This is a genomic window from Hyphomicrobium sp. (genome assembly GCF_047600905.1).
In the GTDB taxonomy this organism is placed as follows: domain Bacteria; phylum Pseudomonadota; class Alphaproteobacteria; order Rhizobiales; family Hyphomicrobiaceae; genus Hyphomicrobium_B.
Genome location: NZ_JASGKD010000001.1, coordinates 1,342,216 through 1,365,279, shown reverse-complemented (window position 1 = coordinate 1,365,279; position 23,064 = coordinate 1,342,216). Strand labels below are relative to the sequence as shown.

Sequence of the window (23,064 nt, the reverse complement as noted above, 5' to 3'; positions counted from 1 at the left end):
TGTGCCTCAGGCCGCGCGCTCGGTTTCGGTGGGAAGAGCTATAAAAATCTGCTGGCCTTCGACTTTGACGCCAATCGTCCGCACGCTCCCTTCATCGGCGCCAACCGCTTTGCCGGTTTCAAGCGAGATGACCCAGTTGTGAAGCGGACACGTGACGGCGGCGCCGTGAACGATGCCCTGGCTCAGCGGTCCGCCCCTATGTGGACAGTGATCCTCAATCGCGAAAATGCGATCCTCCATCGTCCGGAATACCGCAATCTTGCCTTTAGGGGTCTCGACACAGCGTGCGCCACGCCGCGGAATGTCAGTAATGCTGCCGATCAGGGCCCAGCTCATGATGTCACTCCGCCGCTTGCGCCATGCCGATTGTCGCCATCGGCTTGAACTCGTGCTTGTGCAGGCCGGAAACACGCTCCGACCAGGGATCGACCTGCGCGAATTTCTGCGAATAGACGAAGTGCTCGAAGTAGGCCTTGCGCTTCTCGACATCATCGAGAACCTGACGACGAACTTCAGCAACTGTGACACGCTTTGCCCATTTGTAGATGCGTTCGAGATAGCGAGCCTGCTCGCGATACATCTGGACGAGGGCGACGATGACTTCGAGCGCTTCGTCTTCGGATTTCACCGTACCAAGAACTTCGGTGCCCTTGATATCGAGGCCCGCCGCGCCGGCGAAATGAATCTCGTAGCCGGAATCGACGCAGATGACGCCGACATCCTTGCACGTCGCCTCGGCGCAGTTTCGCGGGCATCCGGAAACAGCCATCTTGACCTTGGCCGGTGTCCACGAGCCCCACATGAATTTCTCAATCCGGATGCCGAACCCAGTGGAGTCTTGCGTTCCAAAGCGGCACCAGTCGGTGCCCACGCAGGTCTTTACGGTACGCAATCCCTTGGCATAGGCGTGGCCAGAGACGAACCCCGCCTTGCCGAGATCTGCCCAAACGGCGGGGAGGTCTTCCTTCTTAACGCCCAACATGTCGATGCGCTGTCCGCCGGTGACCTTCACTGTCGGAATGTCGAATTTGTCCACCACATCGGCGATGGCGCGCAGCTCTTTCGAACTTGTCACGCCACCCCACATGCGCGGCACTACGGAGTATGTTCCGTCTTTTTGAATGTTGGCGTGAACGCGTTCGTTTATGAAGCGGGATTGATAATCGTCGGCGTATTCGCCAGGCCAGTCGCAGACGAGATAATAATTCAAGGCCGGGCGGCATTTGGCGCAGCCGCATGACGTCGTCCACTCAAGCTCCTGCATGACGGCGTAGACGCTCTTGAGGCTTTTGGCTTTGATCAGGCGGCGCACGTCGTCATGGCCGAGCGTCGTGCACCCGCACATGGGCTGGACCGCTGCCGGATTATAGGAATCGCCGAGCGTCAGATGCATTAGCTGCTCGACGAGGCCGGTGCACGATCCGCACGACGCTGAGGCCTTGGTGTGCGCACGTACATCATCGAGGGTCGTTAGGCCCTTGTCTCGAATGACCCCGACGATCTTGCCCTTGCAAACGCCGTTGCAGCCGCAGATCTCCGCGTCATCGGGCAAGGCTGCAACGGCCGCCATAGGGTCGAGGGGCGATCCTCCCTGATAGGATTGGCCAAAGATCAAGGTGTCGCGCATGTCGGAGATGTCGACCTGCTTTTTCTTCAGGTCGTTGAACCAGGCGCCATCGGCCGTTTCGCCGTAAAGCACCGTGCCGATGATGCGATTGTCCTTCAAAACAAGCCGCTTGTAGACGCCGGCCGAGGCGTCGCGCAGCACGATCTCGTGGCGATCTTCGCCGTCGGCAAAATCTCCAAGAGAGAAAAGCTCGATGCCCGTGACTTTCAACTTCGTCGGCGTATCGTTGTGAACGAATCCGGCGGTGCTCGCTTCGTCAGTAAGATGGGCGGCAGCAACGCGCGCCATTTCATAGAGCGGGGCAACAAGACCATAAACGTGACCGCCAACTTCGGCACATTCTCCAACGGCGAAAATGCTCGGGTCGGACGTCTGCATTCCGGCATCGACCATGATGCCGCGATTGGTTGCGAGGCCCGCATCTTTAGCCAATCCGATGCTCGGTTTGATACCCGCCGCCATGACAACGAGCGTCGCGGGGATGATGCGGCCGTCGGCAAGTTCGACGCCCTCGACTTTTTTGTCCCCGAGGATTGCCTTCGTATTGGCCTTGCAGATGACCTTGATGCCCCTGTCTTCGATGGCACGTTGCAGAAGGTATCCTGCCGCAGGATCGAGCTGACGCTCCATCAGCGTCGGCATGAGGTGCAGAACAGTGACGTCCATGCCTTGCGCTTCTAGACCGGCTGCGGCTTCGAGACCAAGGAGACCTCCGCCGATGACCACCGCTTTTGCCCGAGATTGCGCCGCGAGCAACATGGCGTTGACATCATCGAGATCTCGGTAGCTTAGGACACCCGCGAGATTATTTCCTGGCACCGGGAGAATGAACGGCACCGATCCTGTTGCGATGACAAGCTTGTCGTAAGGCTCGACGACGCCATGATCGGACGTCACGGTCTTGGCGTCGCGATCGATGGCAACGATCTTGTGACCCTTGTAGAGAGTTATGCCGTTCTTAATGTACCAGCCGTCGCCGTGAATGATGATCTGATCGTAGCTCTTCTCGCCAGAGAGAACCGGCGAAAGCATGATGCGATCGTAATTCACGCGAGGCTCAGCGTTGAAGATTGTCACGTCGTAACGGCCGGGGGCGGCCTCGAGGAGATGCTCGAGCATCCGCCCCGGCGCCATGCCATTGCCGACGACGACGAGTTTTTCGTTCATGGTTGCGTGGCTTCCTTCGTCAATCGGCGCTCTATCCCGAGGTGTCATACCTGCCCTCCCGCCTGCGCAAGGGTTTTGCTAGAGACGGACGGCTGCCGCGAACGCTTCTCCGTGCTGCGGATCGAAAGATGCATCCAGATGAGAAGAGCCACGACGATGACGAAGAGCAACATGAAGCAGCTCGTCCAAAGACCCGTGAGCTGATTGAGGTAGCCGAAGGCAATCGGCAGGACGAAGCCTCCGAGGCCGCCGATCATCCCGACAAGTCCGCCGACAGAGCCGACGTTATCGGGGTAATACGAAGCGACGTGCTTGTAGACCGCCGCTTTTCCGATGCTCATAAAGAAGCCGAGCACGAATGCTATGCCAACGAACATCACGGGACTGAGTTCGAAATGAGCGGTAATCGGTCCGTGCGTGCCATGCACCACGTAGTCTGCGGAAGGCACCGACAATGCTAAAGTCGCCAACGCGGAAACGCCGAAGCACCAGTACATGACGGCACGCGCGCCGATGCGGTCCGAAAGGACGCCACCGTAAGCGCGGAAGATGCTCGCCGGGATGGAATACGCCGCCGCAATCATGCCGGCCGTTTCGATATCGAAGCCGTAAACTCCGATCAGATATCGAGGCAGCCATAGAGCAAGTGCTACAAACGCTCCGAACGCGAAGAAGTAGTAGAGCGCGAAACGCCAGACGCGAATATCCTTTAAAGGCGCAAATTCCATCCCGTACGACTGAGGCGTCACTCCAGTCTGCCGTCGCTCAATGATGACGGGATCGTCCGTAGTCGAGAACCAAAAGACGACGGCCATCACGGCGAGAACTGCAGCCCAGATCAGCGCAACCGCGTGCCAGCCCCAGGCGACAAGCACGAAAGGAGCGAGAAATTTCGTCACCGCGGCACCGACGTTTCCCGCCCCGAAAATGCCGAGTACGGTCCCCTGCTGCGCGGAATTGTAAAAGCGCGAGACGTAGGCGATTCCGACCGCGAATGAGCCTCCCGCCAAGCCCACTCCGAGTGCAGCCACGAGCATCTGCGGATAGGTTTGAGCAAAAGTGAGGAGGACGGTCGCAATTGCGGCCGCGAGCATGTTCAACGTGAAGATCAGCCGCCCGCCGTAACGATCCGTCCAGACACCAAGGAAAATGCGGGCGAGCGAGCCTGTCAAAATCGGCGTCCCCGCAAGCAACCCGAACTCGGCTTCACTGAGGCCAAGCTGATCTTTGATGCGGATTCCGATGATCGCGAAGATCGTCCAGACTGCAAAGCAGGCAGTGAAAGCGATCGTCGAAATCCAAAGGGCACGCCCTTCTGGAGTCGATACTGTTAAAACGGAACTTTCTTGTGTGCGCATGAAATGCTCCCGGTCATTGCGCAGAAACAAAAAAGCCGCCGGCCAAGCGCTCGCGCCCCCGTGAAAGGGCGAGAAGGCTTGATCGGCAGCTTTGCCAGAGGAGCGCCCGCCATTGGACGCGAATGTAACCCTAAGCACAAAGATCGCATGGCTTAGGCGAGCTGGGCACAAGACCCTAAACCCGAGTCAACGGGAAAGTTGCGGCACTTGCGAAGGCATCGCAAGTCCAAACATTCAGCAACTTAACGCTGCCTGGGCGCAAAATTTGTGCAGCGCAGGTTTATTGAGCCTGGCTGGCAATGTAGGCATCGAGCTTGTCTGGGTCGAACAAACCGCCGTCGAAGAAGCCGTCCGGCCCGAGCACCAAACTGGCGCCAGACGAACCGACAGGCGTAGCAGAGGTGAGCGCACCCTCGACCTTTGCGTTCGCCACCGGAAGCGCGATACCGAGCGGTTTCAACGCCGCGCGATAGATATCCGGCCGATAGGTTTCGCGTGCGACGAGCGAATTTTCTGCGGTGTGTTTGATCTGCCCCCAGCGTACCATCTGCGAATAGAACCAGAGGGCGTGGCTCTTCCACGGAAATGTCGCGGCCTTTGCGAACGGGACAAAGAAATCGGTCACCGCTTTCGCGCCACCGCTTCCGTCCGGCAATTCTCCCTCAAGCGCCGGGAGCAGCCACTCGGAAGGACGCCCGACATAAGCCTTTTCGGCCAGGATGCGCGCCAGATCGTCACGATTTCGCGCATCGCCGCACCACTCCGCAGCTCCGCAAAGCGCGCGTAAAAGCGCGGAAAGCACATCGATATTTTCTTCGGCCCATCGCGCGCGCGCGCCAAGAACCTTTTCCGGGCTCGACCGCCAAATCGCCGCCTTGACCGTTGCGATGTGACCCTTTCCGGCGAGAGCCGCTGCCGTATTCCAAGGTTCACCTACGCAATAGCCGTCGATCGTACCGCCCGCCAATGCGTCTAACATAAGCGGAGGCGGGACGATGACGATTTCGACATCGCGCGACGAATCAATCCCGCAAGTTGCCAGCCAATATCGAAATTCGTAGTTGTGCCCGGAGTAAGGATGGACAACTGCGAACCGCAACATAGGCTTCGATTTCGAAGCGCGGTCTGCCAGGACAGCTTTCAATGCCCGGCCGGCCATAGCAGGGTCGAAGTCGGCCCTCGCTCCCTTGTCCGCCATGTCGGCCCACAATGAATTCGAGACCGTAACCGCATTTCCACCGAGGCCAAGCGCCATTGGCACAATCGTCGGCACAACGAGCGGCGTCAGCCCGAGATTGCAGGCGATAGGCATGGGCGCGAGAACGTGAGCGACCTGGAAATGTCCAACGGCCAATCGATCGCGAATGTTCGCCCACGAGGTCTCGCGCACCAATGCGAGATCGATGCCCTCAGCCTCCGCGAAATTCAGTTCCTTCGCGACGATGAGCACCGCGCTATCTAAAAGCGGCAAGAAGCCGGCCGTTATTTGGTTTGCGCCGCCTGCCATCATCGCTCTCCCTCGGGCGGCGAAAGAAGTCCAGCCGCGGTTATTAAACCTTCGGCAATCTCCCCGATCTTTCGATTCTGGTTCATCGCGGTTTTGCGCAAAAGCGCGTAGGCTTCCGGCTCCGAAAGGCCTCGCGTTGTCATGAGGATACCTTTAGCCCGATCAACAAGCTTGCGGTTTTCGAGTTCGGAGCGCGCTTCTTCGAGTTCTCGGATCATTCGCGAAAACGCGTTGAAACGGCAAACCGCCATATCGAGGAGCGGCCTGACCCGTTCTTTCTTCAAGCCATCAACGACATAGGCCGAGACCCCGGCCTCGACAGCTGCTTCGATCGACGCGCTGTCGGAGTGGTCTACGAACATCGCAATTGGCCGCTTCACAGCCCGCGAAAGCTGAAACATGTTTTCGAGCATATCGCGATTGGGATTTTCAAGATCGATGACGATGACATCAGGCTCGACCTCGGCAATGCGCCGCGCGATACCGACAACGTCATGAACCACGGTCAGGTTAACGTAACCAGCGTCCCGCAGCCCGGCTTCGATCACAGAAGCGCGCAGGCGGTTTTCGTCGATAACCAGGATGGAAAGAGGATTCGGCGCCGTCTGCATGCTCGTGCGTCCATCAGAAAGAACGTCTCGCCTACACCATTTGAGCGACGGGTCAACTGCGCAAAGGCGCTCGGTGCCGTAGTCGTTCGTGCCAGATGGATTGTCTGAGAGCGGAAAATATTGAGGGACTTTGGGCCGTGGGTTGAGCAACATCGCAACAGGCGTAAGCGCCAACCATTCAAAAAAATTTGGCAATTGAGTATTCCTGCTCGGATTAGACCGACTCGCGGAGTCTGCTCTCGGAAGAGGAACAGACGCGCGCCAGCACTTCTGGCGTCATTGCTTGGCGGTTGCGGCGATGACCGCTTTCTCGGCAAAGCGGCTCGACTTAGAGGCCGACGGCAAAACGGCCCGTGTGAAATTTGTACGAAACTTGCGAGCCAACTCCTAAGTCAGTTTTGCCGAGTTCGCAGACATCGGGGCGATAGCCGTTTGCGACGAAAGAGAGCTGTCCGTGCGATGCCCGAAACGCCATCGAAAGCTGACATCGCTCGTTCGACGTTATGGGCCCAAAGGTTGGCATTGATCAAAACTATGCAGATTGGTGACGATCCGGCCGCAATTCTGTCACACGAAACTAAAACTTCGGGGGCGAGCCCTTTTCGGGACGATCCTTTGCTTCAACCTTGAACACTAAGCGCCATGCGTATTTTGCTGATAGAAGACGATGCTGAGACCGCGAGGCTGGTCGGCGACAGCCTGACAAAGCAAAAGCATCAAGTCGAGGTCGCGGCTAACGGCATGGATGGCTTGAAGAAAGCCACTATCGGCGCCTTTGATGTGCTGGTCATCGACCGGATGCTTCCCGAACTTGACGGATTGAGCCTGGTTCGAAGCCTGAGGCGCGCCGAGGTTAGCTCAGCCATCCTGTTTCTCACCGCTGTCGGTGGCATTGAGGATCGTATCGAGGGCTTCGAAAGTGGTGCCGACGATTACCTTGTGAAGCCCTTCGCACTCGGCGAACTCGTTGCCAGAGTGGCTGCGCTCGGCCGCCGACCGCCCAGCCCCAAACAGGACTTCCTCTACAGGGTTGACGATATGGAAGTAAACCTTGTGAAACATGAGGTCCGGCGCGGAGGTCGTCTCATCCATCTGCAGCCGAGGGAATTCAGAATGCTGGAGATCCTTCTTCAAAACCTTGGACGGGTCGTCACACGATCGATGATCCTCGAACAAATGTGGGGCCTTGAACCGGACACGAAATCGTCGATCGTTCAGACCAATGTCAGCCGGCTGCGATTGAAAATCGATCGGCCAGGCGATACGCCTCTCATTCGTACGGTCAGAGGTTTAGGTTACATCATTGATCCCTCCGTCTAGGATAACGCGACAGACGGCCTTTCGTCTGGCCGGAACTTCGTTGCCGGGATTATTACGGCAATCAATGTGCTGATCTTTGCGATTCTCTATTTCGTCATCAGCCAGCAGCTCAGCTCCCATCTCAAAGCCCACATCGACGAAGTCCGCAAAACCCTCGTCGATGTTCAAGGTGAGGAAAGCGATGGCTTTCAGGAGCTCGCGGCGATGGTCGCGCGTCGCGCGCTCATTGCCGAGTCGGATGAGGACATCTATCTGCTGACCGATGAAGCCGGAAAGTACATTTCCGGGAACGTTCGCTCCATGGAGAGGTTTGATGGCTTCAGAACGATACCGTGGAAGGACTTGAACCTTGTCGGGCATTGGGCGTCCCCTCGGGCGAGCGATGCCGTCATCGGAACCTGGACGCCGGTGAAAGGCGGCTATCTCTTTGTCGGAGATGGAAACGGCGACATCAAGGATGCACAAAGGCTGCTTCTGAGCGGTCTCTTATTGGGAATTTGTCTATCAATCGTCTGCGCGCTTCTCGGCGGCTATCTGCTCGGGCTTAAAGCGCAGAGGCGCGTGGAAGAGATGGAACACGTACTCGACGCCGTGGCGTCTGGGGATTTTCACCGACGCGTCCCGAGGAACGCCATCTCCGACGACATCGATCATGTTGCCGCGCTCATCAACGCCATGCTCGACAGGTTGCAGAAATTGATCGGCAATCTCAAACAGGTTTCGGTCGACATCGCGCACGATCTCAGAACCCCGATCAGCCGGATGCGCCAGAAGCTCGAAATCGTTCGGTCAGGTCCCGACAGCATCGCCGTCTACAAGGAAGCGGTCGATGCGTCCCTCGACGAGATCGATAATATTGCGGATACGTTCGAAGCACTGCTGCGCATTTCCGAAATCGAGGCAGGAGCGCGTAGGACGAAATTCGTCGAGGTGGAGCTGAAGAGTCTGCTTGCGAATATCGTCGATGCATTAGAGGCTGTCGCCGAGGAGCGGCGCCATAATCTGCGGCTCTGCTCCAACGGTGCAAGCCCGGCGAGCGTTCGCGGCGACCGTCGTCTCCTGAATCAGCTTTTCATCAATCTCATCGAAAACGCGATCATACATTGCCCCGACAGGGCAAATATCGAGGTCGAGATCTCGGGTGACCTCAAACACCCGATCGTTCGGGTCAAAGACACGGGCCCCGGCATCCCCACCGAAGAGCGCGAAAAGGTTTTCAGGCGTCTCTATCGCCTGGAGAAAAGCCGGACAACGCGTGGAAGTGGGCTCGGTTTGAGCTTGGTTGCGGCGATCGCTGCGCTCCACGACGCAACCGTAACACTCGCCGATAACAATCCAGGCCTCATTGCCGAGGTCAGGTTCGGCGGTCATTCGGCTGAGGACTAACGGCCAACGCGATGGACCGCGAACGCTCCGGTTATCACATCAACTGGAACGCACTGGAGGTTTTTGCTCCGTCCAGCGTATCGAGACGTATAGAACCGCCAGGAGAAGTCCCAACGTCATCATCGACGCGTACTCACGAGGCAAATTCAGTCCGCCATCGGTGATCGGCTTCGTCAAAAAGTCTCCAAACGTCGCACCGAATGGCCGGGTGAAGACGAAGGCGATCCAAAACAAAACGACGTCGTCGATTCGCGTCAGATAGTGAAGAACCGCAACGACGCCGATGATTCCCGCCGTTACCAACGCACCCTGGACGAAGCTCAAGCCAGCATCGCCGACTAGATAATCGCCGAAGGCGGTTCCGAGACTATTAGACAACAAGACTGCTGCCCAAAACATGACTTCTGCATCGCGGCGAACGATCGGATAGACGCGAAGATTGCCCTCGCGATAATGCCAGACGGCGAGGACGAGAATCAATCCCGCCGCAAGAATGATGGAACCAGCGAAATATCCGAGCCCGAGCGAGCGATCCATAAAGTCCGAGATTTCCGTGCCCGCCGTTGTCGTCGCGATGATCGACGTCCAGAACAACAGCGGATGATACGCTTTGGTCGTGACCTGAGCCCAAAGCACCAGCGCGAGAATTGAGAACGTGATCGCAAGTCCGGCATAATATCCAAGACCGAGAGTCATAGAAATGAAATCGCCGGTGGTTTCGCCGAGCGTCGTCGCCAGGATTTTCATCATCCAGAAAAAAATCGTGACCTGAGCGACTTTAGAAAAAATCGGTTCGATGTGAGTCAAGCGTACGCCCTTCACTGGCCGCTTCTCCGGGGAAAATTGATCAACGCATCGCTACCATGAGCAGGCCGATCGAGGTCAGAACGACGCCCGCCCAATTTACCCATGAGAGCCGCTCTCCCAAGAACGTCGCTCCCATAATGGCGACGAGAATAACGCTAAACTTATCGATCGGCGCCACCTTGGCCGCATCGCCAAGCTGCAAAGCGTGGAAATAGCAGATCCATGATGCGCCGGTCGCGAGCGCGGACAGTACTAGGAAAAAGTAGGTTTTTACCGAAATGCTATTCAGCGGCGGCATCGAGTGCCGTGCCGTTACGATACCGAAAAGAGTGACCGCGATGACCAAGGTGCGGACGAATGTCGCCGCAGTGGAATCGATGCCCTGCACACCGATCTTTGCGAAGATCGCGGTAAGCGCCGCGAAGACGGCAGACAAAATTGCCGATACGAGCCACGGCGACATTTCCGGCATAGAAAAACTTTCTTCTCAGAGGGTGTGCGAACTCTTGGATGAATTATCCGCTTTCATTGCAGGTCTCCATCGAGCGAAACAACCGACCCCGAAAATGTCTTTCTATGGCGCCAATCGCCATTTTGCGATCCCGGTACACGCATCGGTTTCCGAGAACGAGGTTCGCGATCAACGTGAGCGTAGCCGTATCGATCTCCGCTGGTGAACGAAGCTTTTCCATGATCTGTTGAAACGATCTGATATCGAGGCATGGCTCGGTGAGCCTGTGAGATACGTCTCTCGCGAGATCGAGATTCGCCCGCTTGAAACGTGGAGCGCCGAGATCCGGCAATTGCGTCGATACCGAAATCTCGTCAATGAATTTTGTCAAAGTCGCGCCGGGACGTCCCGCAAATAGTTTTTGAAAGTCGCGAAACACGTTTGCCTGTTTCGTCGCGCCTGTCGATTTAAGGCCTGTCTCGATTGCTTCCAAACCGTCTTTGAGCCGGCGAGGATAGCTGTGCGAAGGGCTCAGCCGCTTCAGTCGCGAAAAAATCGTCTCATTGCCGCCTTGCTCGATGAAGTCCGCAAAACCATGGATTTCATGTGATCTCTCGAAATCCGCGAGCTCGGCGAAGGCGCGAAGAGCCCGCGCAAATTCTTTCGTATTCATACCATTTATTTGCCGTCTTCAGTCATTGACCTCTTGAGCTTTCGCGCGTTTGGAGGTGGCTTTGCGGCAAAATGATCACCCTTTTGTAGGCTAGGCTGTTTAGCCAAGCTCCACCTGCAACAGGCCTATACGATAGGTCTTCATACAAACGTTTTTCCCGAGCATCACGTCATTGCTTTGGCGCATCCAAGCGGCTCCGAAAGCGCGACGCATACATAATGGTATGAAATTCGGCACCATTCCGCCTTCGATCGAAATCACTTCACGTCGACGATCGAGCCTCCGGGCATTCTCGTTGACGAGCAAGAAAACATCCAATGACGAATGAAATAATTGGTGTCTACTTCCACAAAAGGTGGCGAGTCTCGGCCCTTCAACGGTTCGCGGAACGGGGCATCCAACTATGGGATGCGATCGCCCGCCGAGATTTCTCACCTTTGCTGATCATTGGTGTGTGGCTTTTGGTGTCGGTGCCACCAGCGCTTTGTCATGGCTATCACTATGTTGAAGGTCTGACAGTAACGATAGCCCAAAGCGCATTGGACGACGGCAATTGGCTGACACCTCATCTATATAATCTGCGCTGGATAGAACGTCCGACCCTTTTATCCTGGATCATAGCGGCGATGAGCATGCCATTTGGCCATGTCAGTCCGTTCGTCGCACGACTTCCAATAATTCTTTCCCTTCTCGCAGGCGCTTTTCTCATCCGGAACGCCTTGCGGCGCGTGGCCAGTGCCGGCGCGGCAATGTTCGGCGCGTTGGCATTTTTGTCATCGCCCGTGGTGATCCGATATTACGTGACAGCGGTCGCCGATCTGCCCCTCGCAGTCATACTGTTCGCGACGTTCCTGACTTGGTGGAATTCTTATACCACCGGACGAATTTCTGTTGGCCGCTGGTTCGGCATCGGCTGCTTGCTGGCAATAGCCGCGCTGTTAAAGGGGCCTCAGCCGGTAGCCTACTTCGCGCTTGGCATCGTCGCCTTCGCGGCTTTGACATCGACGTGGTGGCAACTTCCGGGTCTTTTTCTAGCCAGCCTTTTGGCCGCGGTCCCGATAGGTTTGTGGTACGCTAACGTATTCGTCCCAGGCGACCAAGGCGAATGGTTGCGATACACGCGGCTTTCGCCCAACGGGTTTACCGAACCGCATCCATTTGCCAATGCCATCGATTTCTTTTTCGAATCCATTCCCGCGACGTTGCTTGTCGTCCCCCTCTTGCTGACAGGTGCCAAATCCATCGGGAAAAGAGTGCCTCGGCATTTCATCATGGCTCTGGGCTGCTATGCGCTCACGTGCACATTCGTCATTCTGTTTTGGCCCGCCGAGATCAATCCCCGCTATATTTTGCCGATGGTGCTGCCGCTGTGTGTTCTTGCAGGTATCGCATACGACGCATTGTTAGAGCGGTGGCCTACTCTCGTTGCCGGCGCGATATCGATAACCCTCGGTTTGCTCGGGTACGCGGCAATCCACTCCGCTTCTGATGGGCTGCTCACGCCCGCGTACAATCATTCGAAGGTCGACGGCGCACAAATAAGCGAGCTTGTCGCTCGCGCGCAAGCTCCAGTCTACCGGATAGGTTGGGATACGGCTCTGAATGAACTTGCATACTTTGCGCATCGGACGACGACCATTGATCAGAATGCAATCCCGACGATTGCCAAACCCGCATGGATCGTGGTCCCCGCAGACGCCGTAAGTGCCATAGTTGCGCGAGGCAATGGGCACATAAAATCCCGTCTTGTAATGGATCGAGCAGTTCTGTTGAGGCTGGAATAGCTCGGCTGCGGATCTCCGGCTTGGAACCGGTCCCCGGGACATGTGCGCTTGGGGTTATCCGCGGCTATCTCGAATCTCCCGTTGATTGCCGCTCAGGATGCGTAAGCAGACGTTTGTATGAGCGGCAACCACCAGCACAACCGTTGTCGGCGCTACCGCCGCTTCTGGGACCGACCAACGACCGGCCCGGTTTAATGGCTCGAAGTCGCGGTGGTCAGAAAGCCGACCTCGGGCTATTGGCGCTATGGGCCAAGAGCAGCCATTTAGCGTACGCGATCTTTACCATCCTCATATCTTGCGCAGCGCAGCGACAAATGTTTTTGACTTCCATCGGATCCACTCCGACAGTGCGCGCGCTAGACGGGCAGGCCGCTTCGTTTCATCGCGAATGATCACCATTCGTCGAACGTGAGGTCAATGCCATGATCAGAGAAGCAGACGACGTCAAAACGACATCCGCAAATCCCGATCGCAGAAGCATTCTCATGACAGGCGCATCGCTGCTCACGTTAGCGGCCACGAACGCCTCGACCGCTCGGGCGGAAGATGCAAAGCCATCGACGACATCTCCGAGCTCCGCTGCCAAACCGAACATCCTAATGATCATGGCTGACGATATCGGCTGGTTCAATGTCAGCGCTTACAATATGGGCATCATGGGTTATCGAACGCCCAACATCGACCGGATCGGCAAGGAAGGCGCGGTCTTTACCGACTGGTACGGCGAGCAAAGTTGCACGGCAGGGCGCGCAGCCTTCATCACGGGGCAATCGCCGATACGCACCGGTCTGACAAAGGTCGGCTTGCCCGGCGCGACAGTCGGCCTGCACGCCGAAGATATGAGCGTCGCCGAAGCGCTGAAGCCGCTCGGCTATGCGACAGGCCAATTCGGCAAGAATCATCTCGGCGACCGTAACGAATTCCTGCCAACCGCGCATGGGTTCGACGAGTTCTTCGGCAACCTTTATCACCTCAATGCTGAGGAGGAGCCCGAGAATCCGGATTATCCTAAGGACCCACGCTTTCGTGCGAAGTTCGGACCGCGCGGCGTCTTGAAATGCAAGGCGAGCGCCAAGGATGATCCGACAGACGACCCGAGCTATGGCCGCGTCGGCAAACAGGTCATCGAGAACACCGGACCACTCGATACCAAGCGCATGGAAACCGTCGACGAGGAGTTCCTTACGGCCGCGCTCGATTTCATCGATCGCAACCACAAAGCCGGCATGCCGTGGTTTTGCTACTTCAACTCCACGCGTATGCACATCTGGACACACCTGAAAGCTGCGTCGCAAGGCAAGACTGGTTTCGGGATCTATCCGGATGGCATGGTGGAACTCGATGGCTATATCGGTCAGTTACTCAAGAAACTCGATGATCTCGGCATTGCCGACAATACTCTCGTTATCTTCACCACCGATAACGGTGCGGAGGTTATGTCGTGGCCGGACGGCGGCAGCACGCCGTTCCGCGGCGAGAAAGCGACAAACTGGGAAGGCGGATATCGCGTTCCGATGCTGATACGCTGGCCGGGCACCATTCAGCCCGGCACGGTCTACAATGAAATGTTTTCGCACTACGATCTGATCCCGACCTTTGCGGCAGCAGGCGGGAATCCCGATATCGTAGCCCAATGTCTCAAGGGCGCGCAGATTGGCGACAAGACCTTCAAGGTTCACCTCGACGGCTACAACCTCATCCCCTTCTTCAAGGGCGAAGCGAAAGATCCACCGCGCAAGGAATTCATTTATTGGAATGACGACGGTCAGCTCGTCGCAATCCGCTTCAAGGAATGGAAGTGCGTGTTCCTCGAGCAAAACCACAAAGGGCTTGGCGTCTGGCAAGGCCAGTTCACGGACTTGCGGGTGCCGAAACTCTTCAATGTGCGCTCCGATCCATTCGAGCGTGGCGATGAGTCCATCGAATACGATAAATGGCTGGCCGAGCACGTCTTCGTTCAGGTTCCCATGCAGGGGCTTGCTGCCCAATGGCTGACGAGCTTCAGCGAGTTTCCGGTTCGTCAGAAGCCCGCAAGCTTCAACCTCGATAACGTCATGGCGAGCATGGAGGCTGCCAGCAGAGGGTCGAACTAATCTTTAACTAAAACTACCGGCCCGCTTGAGTTAGCGGGCCGGAGGCAGCCGCGATGCTGCAAGCCCGCTTTGGGTCGCGAGCGCTCGTTGGCGCTCACGCTGAAGCGTCCGCCGAACCTCCGACAGCAGACATGTCCGCCCCGGCAAAAAGGCTTTGCTGCAGCTGAGCAGCAGATGTCAGCTTCTGGGACCTTGCAGTCATTTTGAGTGCCGTGAAAGTCGATGTGGGATCGAATTACAGCCGCTTCACGCACAGACCTTTCGACGGTTTGATATCGCGCGTCTGACCGTGCAGGTGGATACGTCAAGTCGCTTTGCGATCGCCGAGAAGGCACTGGGGCATTGTCGCCACTGATATCTTTGATTTCCGCCTCAATGAGCTTGGATGGGCGTCCAAGAGCTACACCTCTCATTCGCGCAGCGGCCATCCCCGCTTTCGTTCTCTCGCTGATCAGCGCGCGCTCGAATTCAGCCAGCGCTCCCAGCATGTGAAACTGAAGTCTGCCTCCAGCAGTGGATGTATCTATCGTATTGGAGATGGACCTTAAGGCGACCCCGACGCTTTGAAGATCCGTGACCAGGGAACTTAGATGCGACAGACTTCGGCCAAGCCGATCAAGTTTCCAGGTTATAAGGGTGTCACACGACTGAAGCGTGTGGATCGCGTCATCGAGGGGCGGGCGCCCCTTAGTTCTCCGGAAAAACCACGGTCACAAAAGATACGACTGCAACCTGCCTGCTGAAGCGCATCGAGCTCCAAATCCAAATTCTGTTCGTCGGTCGAAACCCGAGCGTAGCCAATCAACATGCAGCAAAGCGCAGCCGTGCCCGCCAGCGCCGATGAGCGCAAAGCACCTTGCGAGAATGCGTGGAAAACATATCAAAAGGGGTCCTTTTTGCTCGTCGCTGCGGCGCTGCTTCTCGGTTGTCGAGAAGCGCCTATCTCCCAGCTTAGAGCGCGCTAACCATTCTGCAACAACGCCGCACAAAAAAGGACCTTTTTGACCGAAGCCATCGGAGTGAGACGTTCATGAGGCCAACGATTGGGAATAAACGGCGGCTCCAGGTAAGGCGAAAGAATCCATCCCACCCTGGGCGTCCTCCGGCTATTGCCGCGAATCTCATCGAAGATCTCAAAGAACTTCTCACGATCAAGGAACGTCGAGTCTCGTTCTGAGCCTGCCTATCTCCGTCGACCGCGTCTGCCGCCTCCGCCGCCGCGATGAGCCCGAACCGCCGACCGGTTGGCGTGAGGGCGTGCACGGAAATTATGCGGACGGTTGGGCTTCGCGAAATTCTTTCCGCTCGGTCCGCGGCGAACCTGGCCTGATCTCGCTTTGCCGCCTCTGGCCTTATTGAATTCGCGACCATTGCGACGCAATTGCTCGCCGTGATTGAAGTTGTTGTTGAGCGACTTGTGGTCGGTGCGCTGCAGTCGGCGCTCGATATCGGCGCGGTCAAGGTGCTTGGCGCCGCGCGGAATGTTGCCGCGGTGACGCGCGTCGTGTCTCCAGAAGTTGTTGTTCATCCGGCGGCGGTCGCCATCGATCCGGTTCCAGCGGTTGGCGTTGATATCGATACGGTGGTGGTGCCAGTCCCAATTGTTCCAGCCCCAGATGCCACCGGCGATCGCGATGCCGGCGGCTCCCCAGAAGAAGCCATCGGTGAAGACGGCGCCGGGGTAGCCCCAATAGTAAGGCGGATAATCCGGATACCACCACGGACCGTACACCACCGAGGGTTCATAAACGGGAACATAGACTGTATCGGGATCAGCCGGGCGAATGACATACGCGCCATCGTCCTGCGTGACGGTCTGCTGCGAATTGTTTCTGAGATGGCCGCTCGAGTCAGCTTTCTGCCGCAAGAACTGCACTTCATTCATGACGTCATCCTGCTGGGCAAGGAAAGCGTCACCAAGGGTCTGGGTCCAGTCCAGCTGGGTGCTCATCATGTTCAGGACGTCGGGAAATTGGACGAGCGCCTTGATGCTTGGGTCCCAAGATTTCGCCTTGAGCGCGTCCACAAGCGCATCGCCCGTCAGTCCGGCATTCGCGGAATCTTTTCGCCATCTCGCCGCTTCGACGACATCGAGCGGATAGGTCGAAGCCATCAGCACGTTGGAAAGAAGATCGTCGGGATAAAGGGCAATTGGAGCAAGCATCTGGTCGAGCTGCTGCTTCGTGAATTTCTGCTCGTCGGCATGGGAGACGCTCGACAAGGAAGCCATAAGGAGCAGAAGCGCAATGCAGGTTTTAAAGACGATCTTCATAATTCTACACAACCTCTGTTGCTCGTTGCCGCTCGCCTCGACACTAGGTCGGCATCCAAGTCTGCTTGTCACAAATTGAATTACTCATCGGAACCGCGCCGCTGTTTGCGTTGTTCCAGATCAAATGAAGGTTGGCGGTTGTCGTCGCGATTGGGGGAAGAAAACAATTTAGCGTGCCTGGCGACTCCGGGCACCGGGAAACTTCTGCCGAATGAATTAAAAGATGAATTGGCATAACCAGACAACTGGTAACGCGTATTAACCGCCCGCTTCTCAATAAATGCTTCTAAGCTTTTTTGCACCGCAGTCAAACAAATCCAATGCTGCGATGCAGATCGCGGCCGATATGGTCAATGAATTCGCAAATGAACGTGCAAAGATGATTGCAGCAGAATCTCTTCACTGCGGAGCGGCCGCAAACTGCTGCTTCGACCATAATTCAATCAGCCCTTGGACTAACTCTTCCCGCAATTTCGAAGGAAAGCACTAGCTTTGAAGAACGGGGTGCAAGTTGAAATCTTCAAATTCGCCGAAGCCGATCAGCGAACCCTTCGACATCGCACATGGGGACGTCATGAACACGCGCAACTGGTTCGCGTCGACAATATCCGGATTGGCGTTAATCGCGTCAATCGTATCCTTATGGGAATCGACCCTGAAGCAGCCGCAAATAGATCTCTACGTATCCGAAAACGTCCAATACACCCGCGACCCCTACGGACCATTCGAGGTCCTGGCCGTTTCGATTACGATTGCCAATAGTGGGGCGCGCGACGGAACCGTGCTTTCGCTGCAGCTTCAGGCGAAAACTCCCGGAAGCGACAAAGTCGAGCGTTTCAACAGCGCTTATCTGGCGGACGCGCAATACTTCGGCAGCCGGGACGACGTTGCCGCGCGAATGAAGCGGCCCAAAGTTCCGTTTGCGCCGATCTCTGTTTCCGGTCGTAATGCGTTCAGCGGCACTGTCTTGTTCTACAGAGCCTATTCCAACGAGAGCGCGCTGATCCAACCATCATCCAAGCTGGAATTCTCGATTGTTGCCACGATGCCGCCCGCCAAAGGGTGGCTTGACAATGCGGTCTCGTCTCTCCCGGCACCAGTAACGGTCAAGGCCGATGTTCCGAACTTCTATCCGGGCGGCCTTATCAGCGGAGACAATGCTACGCTGAAGGTGACGTCCGGGGCACTTTAAGAAAAACAGGAATAATTAAAATCGAGCCGAGGTCTTTTCAGGATCATTGCAAGTCGCGGCATCGTCGAGGGCAGCTTGGTGGTCGCGGGGCGCATTCGGTCTAGAATCGCAAAATACATTGAGTAGAAACACGTCGCATCATAAAGTGCCGGCTTGTAATTGGATCGCTGATCCCGCCATTTGGCTATATTTCTCCGGACCACTTCAAAATGCGCAGCCAGTTCACCGGAACGCTCGTTGCGTTGCTGCAAGACCAGCAGCGCTATGAGCTGCCGATCGGCATTCGAATTCAAAATGCGATCCGGCGGCAGCTTGGCAACGGCAGCCTCAAGGCCTTCGACCGGCTGCCGTCGTCGCGGCTTCTCGCCAAGGAATTGGCCGTAGCGCGCGAAACCGTCGAGTTCGCATATCAGCATCTCGAAGCCGAAGGATACATCATCCGGCAGCAGGGAAGCGGCACCTTCGTCTCCGAGACCGGCGCGCAGTTGGCGACCTTCAAATCATCCCCAGGTGGAAAATCGCGCAGTCTTCGATTGTCCGAACGAGGCAAGAAGATCTTTCGCTCCGGCGGCGTCCACGATCCGGTGCCGATAGCATTTCATGCCGCGTATCCCGACGTGCGCTCATTCCCCCTCGACCTTTGGAGGCAGACCGCTTCGCGCGTATCGAAACGTCTTGGCACGAATGCGCTGACGTATTGCGATCCGCAGGGTCTCGAGCAACTCCGCGAAGAGATAAGCCGCTATCTCGGCGCCTATCGCGGCGTGAGGTGCAGCCCCGAAAACGTCGTCGTTCTCACGAGCTCCCAAGAAGCGTTGCTTCTGATAACGACGATGATGCTCGATCCAGGCGATCAGCTAGCGGTCGAGGATCCCGGTTATCCGGGCATTCGCTCGGCCCTTGCCGTCTCGGGCGCAACGGCGCTCCCGATCGATGTCGATCATAACGGTATGCTGGTGGACCATTTGATCCGCCGCTCGCCAGCCCCGCGCGGCGCCTACGTCACGCCCTCGCATCAATACCCGACGACGGCGACGCTAAGCCTCGAACGGCGTGTGGCGCTTATCGATTGGGCCAAGGCCAATCGCAGCTTCATCATCGAGGATGATTACGACAGCGAGTATCGCTACGACGGCGCGCCCATTTCGTGCATCCAGGGATTGGATACATCGGGAAACGTTTTCTATCTCGGCACGTTCACGAAGACGATGTTTCCCGCCATTCGGCTCGCGTATTTGGTCGCACCGAAAGAACTCGTGCCGCCCCTGGTCGCTATGCGCACTCTTGTCGACGGCCACTCCGCAATCCTCAATCAGGCCATACTGGCGGAATTCATGGCAACGGGTGAGTTCACCGCCCATATCCGCCGCATGCGCCAACTCTTCAAAGCGCGCCGCGACGCGTTCGTCGAAGCCGTCGATCGGCACCTGGCGCCTTTCGGTTCACTGCAGATTCCCGCCGGCGGATTTCAGGCGACGTGGCATCTCTACGACGGCGGCCTCGAGACCGAGGTAAGGAGAAAAGCGGAACAGCAGGGCATTCTGCTCCCGTCTCTCGGTGAGCTTTTCATCAGGCGCGGCGGAACGCCGGGCTTCGTTTTGGGATTTGCCGCGCTCACGCCGCAAGAAAGCTACGCGGCCGTTGTTCGTCTGATGCGCGTCATAAAAAACATCCGAAAGCACTAAGGCTTTTGATCTGCCTCATTCGCTATCGCGCCCCAGACCATTACCGTGCAAGTGGTCTGGCTGATGTTCCGTAAGTGGATGAATAGCGCAGGCCACTGGTGCGCTATCCCTCCGTCATCATCAGCCCCAAAGACGGACATCGAAATGGAGCAACCGACCGATCTCGCCCCCTCCGACCGCACCAGACTGCGTCGCTACCATTGGCTCGCCAAGTACGATCGCGACAGCATCAACGCCATCATCGATGCCGGTATCATCTGCCAGATCGGATATGTCTTCGACGGCGCGCCATATGTTACCCCGACGAGCCATTGGCGAATCGATGATCATGTTTACTGGCACGGGTCTTCGGCCAGCCGCATGTTGAAAGCACAAGAGAAAAATATTCCGGTCTGCTTCAGCGTCACGCACATCGACGGCATCGTGTTTGCCAGGGCGGCAATGAACCACAATGTGCTCTACCGCTCCGTGATGGCATTTGGGGAGGCGTCCGTGACCAGCGAGGAGGAGAAACGGCACGTGCTTTCCGTTTTCACCGATAGGCTCGCACCGGGACTATGGGATTACGCGCGACTCCCGAGCGAACAGGAGTGGAAAGCCACCAAGGTCATCAAGCTGAAACTGGACGAAGTGGCCGCCAAGGTGAATGATGCACTCCCTGGGGATGAGGAACCCGATCTCGCATCCGACCGCTGGGCGGGCATGGTCGCACTCGAGCTTAGTCAAAAGCCGCCGGTAGCCGATCCGCGCGTTGGCGCAGAGATTGCGATGCCGGATTTCGTCAAGGCGTTCCGCTACGCAAGTCGCGCCGGGGATACATCGGCTTGGTCGGAGCAGATCTCGGAAGCAAAGGATTGAAATTGGCCGCACCGCATCAGGAAACAGTGCTGAGCGTTCGCCATTGGACCGAGCGGCTGTTCAGCTTTACGACGACGCGCGACGCCGCGTTTCGCTTCAACAACGGGCAATTCACGATGCTCGGGCTGATGGTCGGCGAGCGACCCCTGATGCGCGCTTACAGCATCGCCAGCGCCAATCACGCCGACCACCTTGAGTTTCTCAGCATCAAGGTCGAGGGCGGCCCGCTCACATCGCGCCTCAAGTCCATTGCTCCGGGCGAGCGCATCATCTTGGGAAAGAAACCGACCGGCACCTTGGTGCTCGATTATTTGCTCCCCGGCAAACGGCTCTATCTTCTGGCCACCGGCACCGGCCTTGCGCCGTTCCTGTCGATTATCCGCGATCCGTTCACCTACGAGCAGTTCGACAAGATTGTCTTGGTGCATGGCGTGCGCCACGCCGCCGAACTCGCCTACCGCGATTACATCACCGAGGAGTTGCCGAAAGATGAGTTTCTGGGCGAGTCTGTCCGGGACCAGCTGCTCTATTACCCGACCGTGACGCGCGAGCCGTTTCACCACCAGGGTCGCATCACGGCGGCCATCGAAAGCGGCACCTTGCGGCACGCGCTCGAACTTCCCGAACTCGATCCGAACGAAGATCGGTTGATGATCTGCGGCAGTACCGAAATGCTTCGCGATCTGTCGACCATGCTGGAAAAACGCGGCTTTATCGAAGGCAATACCAGCGACCCGGGAAGCTTCGTCATCGAAAAAGCTTTCGCCCAAAAATAAAGCATTCGGTATACCGTCTCAACATTTTCGGCGCCCTCGAGCAGGCGCATAATTTTTTTTCGACCCGGCGGAATAAATCGCCGCCCGACTGAGTCTTCCCTTTCGATCCGCCAATTTTTGCGGAGCCTGACAAAGGGATATTTCCATGACGGACAATAGAGACGACGACGGCATCAACCGTCGTCACGCGCTCGAATGCATGATCTGGGCGGGAACGGGCGTGCTTTGGACAGTCACCGGCGGCGTGCCCAAATCGCTGTCGCTGCTCGATAAGGCCGAGGCCGCCGAAGCGGCAAAAAGCGGATTCACATTTTTGCAGATTTCAGACAGTCACGTCGGCTTCAATAAGCCTGCAAATCCGCATGCAATCGATACCTTGAAGGAAGCTGTCGGCCGCATCGACGCTCTGCCGGCAAAGCCCGCTTTCCTCCTTCACACCGGCGATATCACGCATAGCGCCAAGCCCGCCGAATTCGACGATGCCAACCAGATCATAGGCTCGACGCGCATCAAAACCCATTACGTCCCTGGCGAGCACGACATCACCGACGAAGCGACGCAGAAGGCGTATCTCGAGCGTTACGGCCAAGGCACGAAAGGCGGCGGCTGGTACAGCTTCGATCACAGTGGCGTGCACTTCATCGGCCTGAACAATGTCGTCAACCTCAAGAAATTCGGGTTGGGCTTCCTCGGCCCTGAACAGCTCGAATGGCTTGAGGACGACCTCCGCCCGCTGAAATCATCGACGCCGATCGTCGTCTTCGCACATATTCCGCTGTGGTCGGTCTACCCGAATTGGGGATGGGGCACCGACGACGCTGCGGTCGCGCTCGGCTATCTGAAGCGCTTCGGTTCAGTCACCGTTCTTAACGGCCATATTCATCAGCTGATGCAGAAGGTCGAAGGCAACGTCACGTTCCACACCGCCCGCTCGACGGCATTCCCGCAACCGGCGCCAGGCGCGGCGCCCTCTCCGGGCCCGATGGTCGTTCCGGTGGAGAAGCTCCGCAGCATGCTCGGGCTGACGAGCGTTACTTTCAAAAGAAATTCTTCCCCGCTCGCCATCAACGATACGTCGTTGGCGGAAAAAACCTAGGAACCCGATATGCGACGCACTACTAAGCTCCTGGCTGCGCTGGCGGCTGCTATGGTCTGTGCAGCCCCTAATGCGCGCGCCGCCGCGAGTGCCGCCCATGGCGAAGAACTCTACCAAAGCTGTCAGGATTGCCATTCGCTCGACAGTAACGACGTCGGTCCGAAACATCGCGGTGTGTTTGGTCGAAAGGCAGGATCGGTTCCCGATTACAGCTATTCGGCCGCCCTCAAGGCCTCCGGCGTCACCTGGAACGAAGATACCCTCGACAAATGGCTCACCGATCCGCAAAAGCTCGTGCCGGGATCGAAGATGTTTTTTCATCTCGACGCAGCCCAGGACAGGGCCGACGTTATCGAATATTTGAAAGAACGAGCGAAGTAGCACGCCGCCGCGTATGTATC

The 23,064-nt window shown here is 57.1% G+C and carries 18 protein-coding genes and 1 pseudogene; 10 read left to right on the top strand and 9 right to left on the bottom strand.

Annotated features, from left to right (window positions below; translation table 11 throughout):
• Positions 1–6 precede the first annotated feature (6 nt).
• The 5 genes from nirD to QM780_RS06730 form a co-directional block, all read right to left on the bottom strand.
• Positions 7–336: a nitrite reductase small subunit NirD gene (gene nirD, locus QM780_RS06750; protein ID WP_415069712.1), complete on the bottom strand. Its 330-nt coding sequence runs from the start codon at positions 334–336 to the stop codon at positions 7–9.
• Between the two features lie 4 nt (positions 337–340).
• Positions 341–2,794, bottom strand: coding sequence for a nitrite reductase large subunit NirB (nirB, locus tag QM780_RS06745; protein WP_415069711.1), 2,454 nt, complete (start codon positions 2,792–2,794; stop codon positions 341–343).
• A 44-nt stretch (positions 2,795–2,838) separates the two neighbouring features.
• A complete protein-coding gene (locus QM780_RS06740) occupies positions 2,839–4,152 on the bottom strand; it encodes an MFS transporter (protein ID WP_415069710.1) in 1,314 nt (437 codons plus the stop codon).
• 280 nt (positions 4,153–4,432) lie between these two features.
• Positions 4,433–5,659, bottom strand: a complete 1,227-nt coding sequence (locus QM780_RS06735) for a CmpA/NrtA family ABC transporter substrate-binding protein (RefSeq protein ID WP_415069709.1) — start codon at positions 5,657–5,659, stop codon at positions 4,433–4,435.
• Positions 5,659–6,270, bottom strand: coding sequence for an ANTAR domain-containing response regulator (locus tag QM780_RS06730; protein ID WP_415069708.1), 612 nt, complete (start codon positions 6,268–6,270; stop codon positions 5,659–5,661). Before QM780_RS06730 ends, QM780_RS06735 begins: the two co-directional genes overlap by 1 nt.
• A gap of 642 nt (positions 6,271–6,912) precedes the next feature.
• Here QM780_RS06730 and QM780_RS06725 point away from each other — a divergent pair.
• Positions 6,913–7,590 carry a response regulator transcription factor gene (locus QM780_RS06725; protein ID WP_415069707.1) on the top strand — a complete coding sequence of 226 codons (678 nt, stop codon included), beginning with the start codon at positions 6,913–6,915 and terminating at the stop codon, positions 7,588–7,590.
• A gap of 66 nt (positions 7,591–7,656) precedes the next feature.
• On the top strand, positions 7,657–8,976 hold the full coding sequence (locus QM780_RS06720) for a sensor histidine kinase (RefSeq protein ID WP_415069706.1): 1,320 nt from the start codon (positions 7,657–7,659) through the stop codon (positions 8,974–8,976).
• A gap of 39 nt (positions 8,977–9,015) precedes the next feature.
• Here the strand turns inward: QM780_RS06720 and QM780_RS06715 are convergent, their stop codons facing one another.
• Complete coding sequence (locus QM780_RS06715; protein WP_415069705.1) at positions 9,016–9,798, bottom strand: hypothetical protein; 783 nt, start codon at positions 9,796–9,798, stop codon at positions 9,016–9,018.
• Between the two features lie 25 nt (positions 9,799–9,823).
• Positions 9,824–10,246 carry an EamA family transporter gene (locus tag QM780_RS06710; protein WP_415071980.1) on the bottom strand — a complete coding sequence of 141 codons (423 nt, stop codon included), beginning with the start codon at positions 10,244–10,246 and terminating at the stop codon, positions 9,824–9,826.
• A 978-nt stretch (positions 10,247–11,224) separates the two neighbouring features.
• Between QM780_RS06710 and QM780_RS06705 the strand changes: the two genes are divergently transcribed.
• Together QM780_RS06705 and QM780_RS06700 are read left to right on the top strand one after the other, a co-directional pair.
• On the top strand, positions 11,225–12,691 hold the full coding sequence (locus QM780_RS06705) for an ArnT family glycosyltransferase (protein WP_415069704.1): 1,467 nt from the start codon (positions 11,225–11,227) through the stop codon (positions 12,689–12,691).
• Positions 12,692–13,113: 422 nt separating this feature from the next.
• Positions 13,114–14,784: an arylsulfatase gene (locus tag QM780_RS06700; protein WP_415069703.1), complete on the top strand. Its 1,671-nt coding sequence runs from the start codon at positions 13,114–13,116 to the stop codon at positions 14,782–14,784.
• Here the strand turns inward: QM780_RS06700 and QM780_RS06695 are convergent.
• Together QM780_RS06695 and QM780_RS06690 are read right to left on the bottom strand one after the other, a co-directional pair.
• Positions 14,781–15,592, bottom strand: a pseudogene (locus tag QM780_RS06695) (recombinase family protein). The gene QM780_RS06700 and the pseudogene QM780_RS06695 sit on opposite strands and share 4 nt — an antisense overlap.
• Before the next feature lie 375 nt (positions 15,593–15,967).
• Positions 15,968–17,056 carry a DUF3300 domain-containing protein gene (locus tag QM780_RS06690; protein WP_415069702.1) on the bottom strand — a complete coding sequence of 363 codons (1,089 nt, stop codon included), beginning with the start codon at positions 17,054–17,056 and terminating at the stop codon, positions 15,968–15,970.
• 511 nt (positions 17,057–17,567) lie between these two features.
• Between QM780_RS06690 and QM780_RS06685 the strand changes: the two genes are divergently transcribed.
• From QM780_RS06685 to QM780_RS06660, 6 genes are all read left to right on the top strand, one after another.
• Complete coding sequence (locus QM780_RS06685; RefSeq protein WP_415069701.1) at positions 17,568–18,248, top strand: hypothetical protein; 681 nt, start codon at positions 17,568–17,570, stop codon at positions 18,246–18,248.
• 209 nt (positions 18,249–18,457) lie between these two features.
• Entirely contained in the window at positions 18,458–19,933 is a 1,476-nt protein-coding gene (locus QM780_RS06680) for a PLP-dependent aminotransferase family protein (protein WP_415069700.1), read from the top strand.
• Between the two features lie 144 nt (positions 19,934–20,077).
• Positions 20,078–20,791 (top strand): pyridoxamine 5'-phosphate oxidase family protein, encoded by a 714-nt coding sequence (locus tag QM780_RS06675; RefSeq protein WP_415069699.1) that lies wholly within the window; start codon positions 20,078–20,080, stop codon positions 20,789–20,791.
• A 2-nt stretch (positions 20,792–20,793) separates the two neighbouring features.
• The gene (locus QM780_RS06670) at positions 20,794–21,567 is read left to right on the top strand and encodes a ferredoxin--NADP reductase (protein WP_415071979.1); all 774 of its coding nucleotides are present in this window, start codon (positions 20,794–20,796) and stop codon (positions 21,565–21,567) included.
• Between the two features lie 145 nt (positions 21,568–21,712).
• Positions 21,713–22,663, top strand: coding sequence for a metallophosphoesterase family protein (locus tag QM780_RS06665; RefSeq protein WP_415069698.1), 951 nt, complete (start codon positions 21,713–21,715; stop codon positions 22,661–22,663).
• 9 nt (positions 22,664–22,672) lie between these two features.
• Positions 22,673–23,044 (top strand): c-type cytochrome, encoded by a 372-nt coding sequence (locus tag QM780_RS06660; protein ID WP_415069697.1) that lies wholly within the window; start codon positions 22,673–22,675, stop codon positions 23,042–23,044.
• The last annotated feature ends 20 nt before the right edge of the window (positions 23,045–23,064 follow it).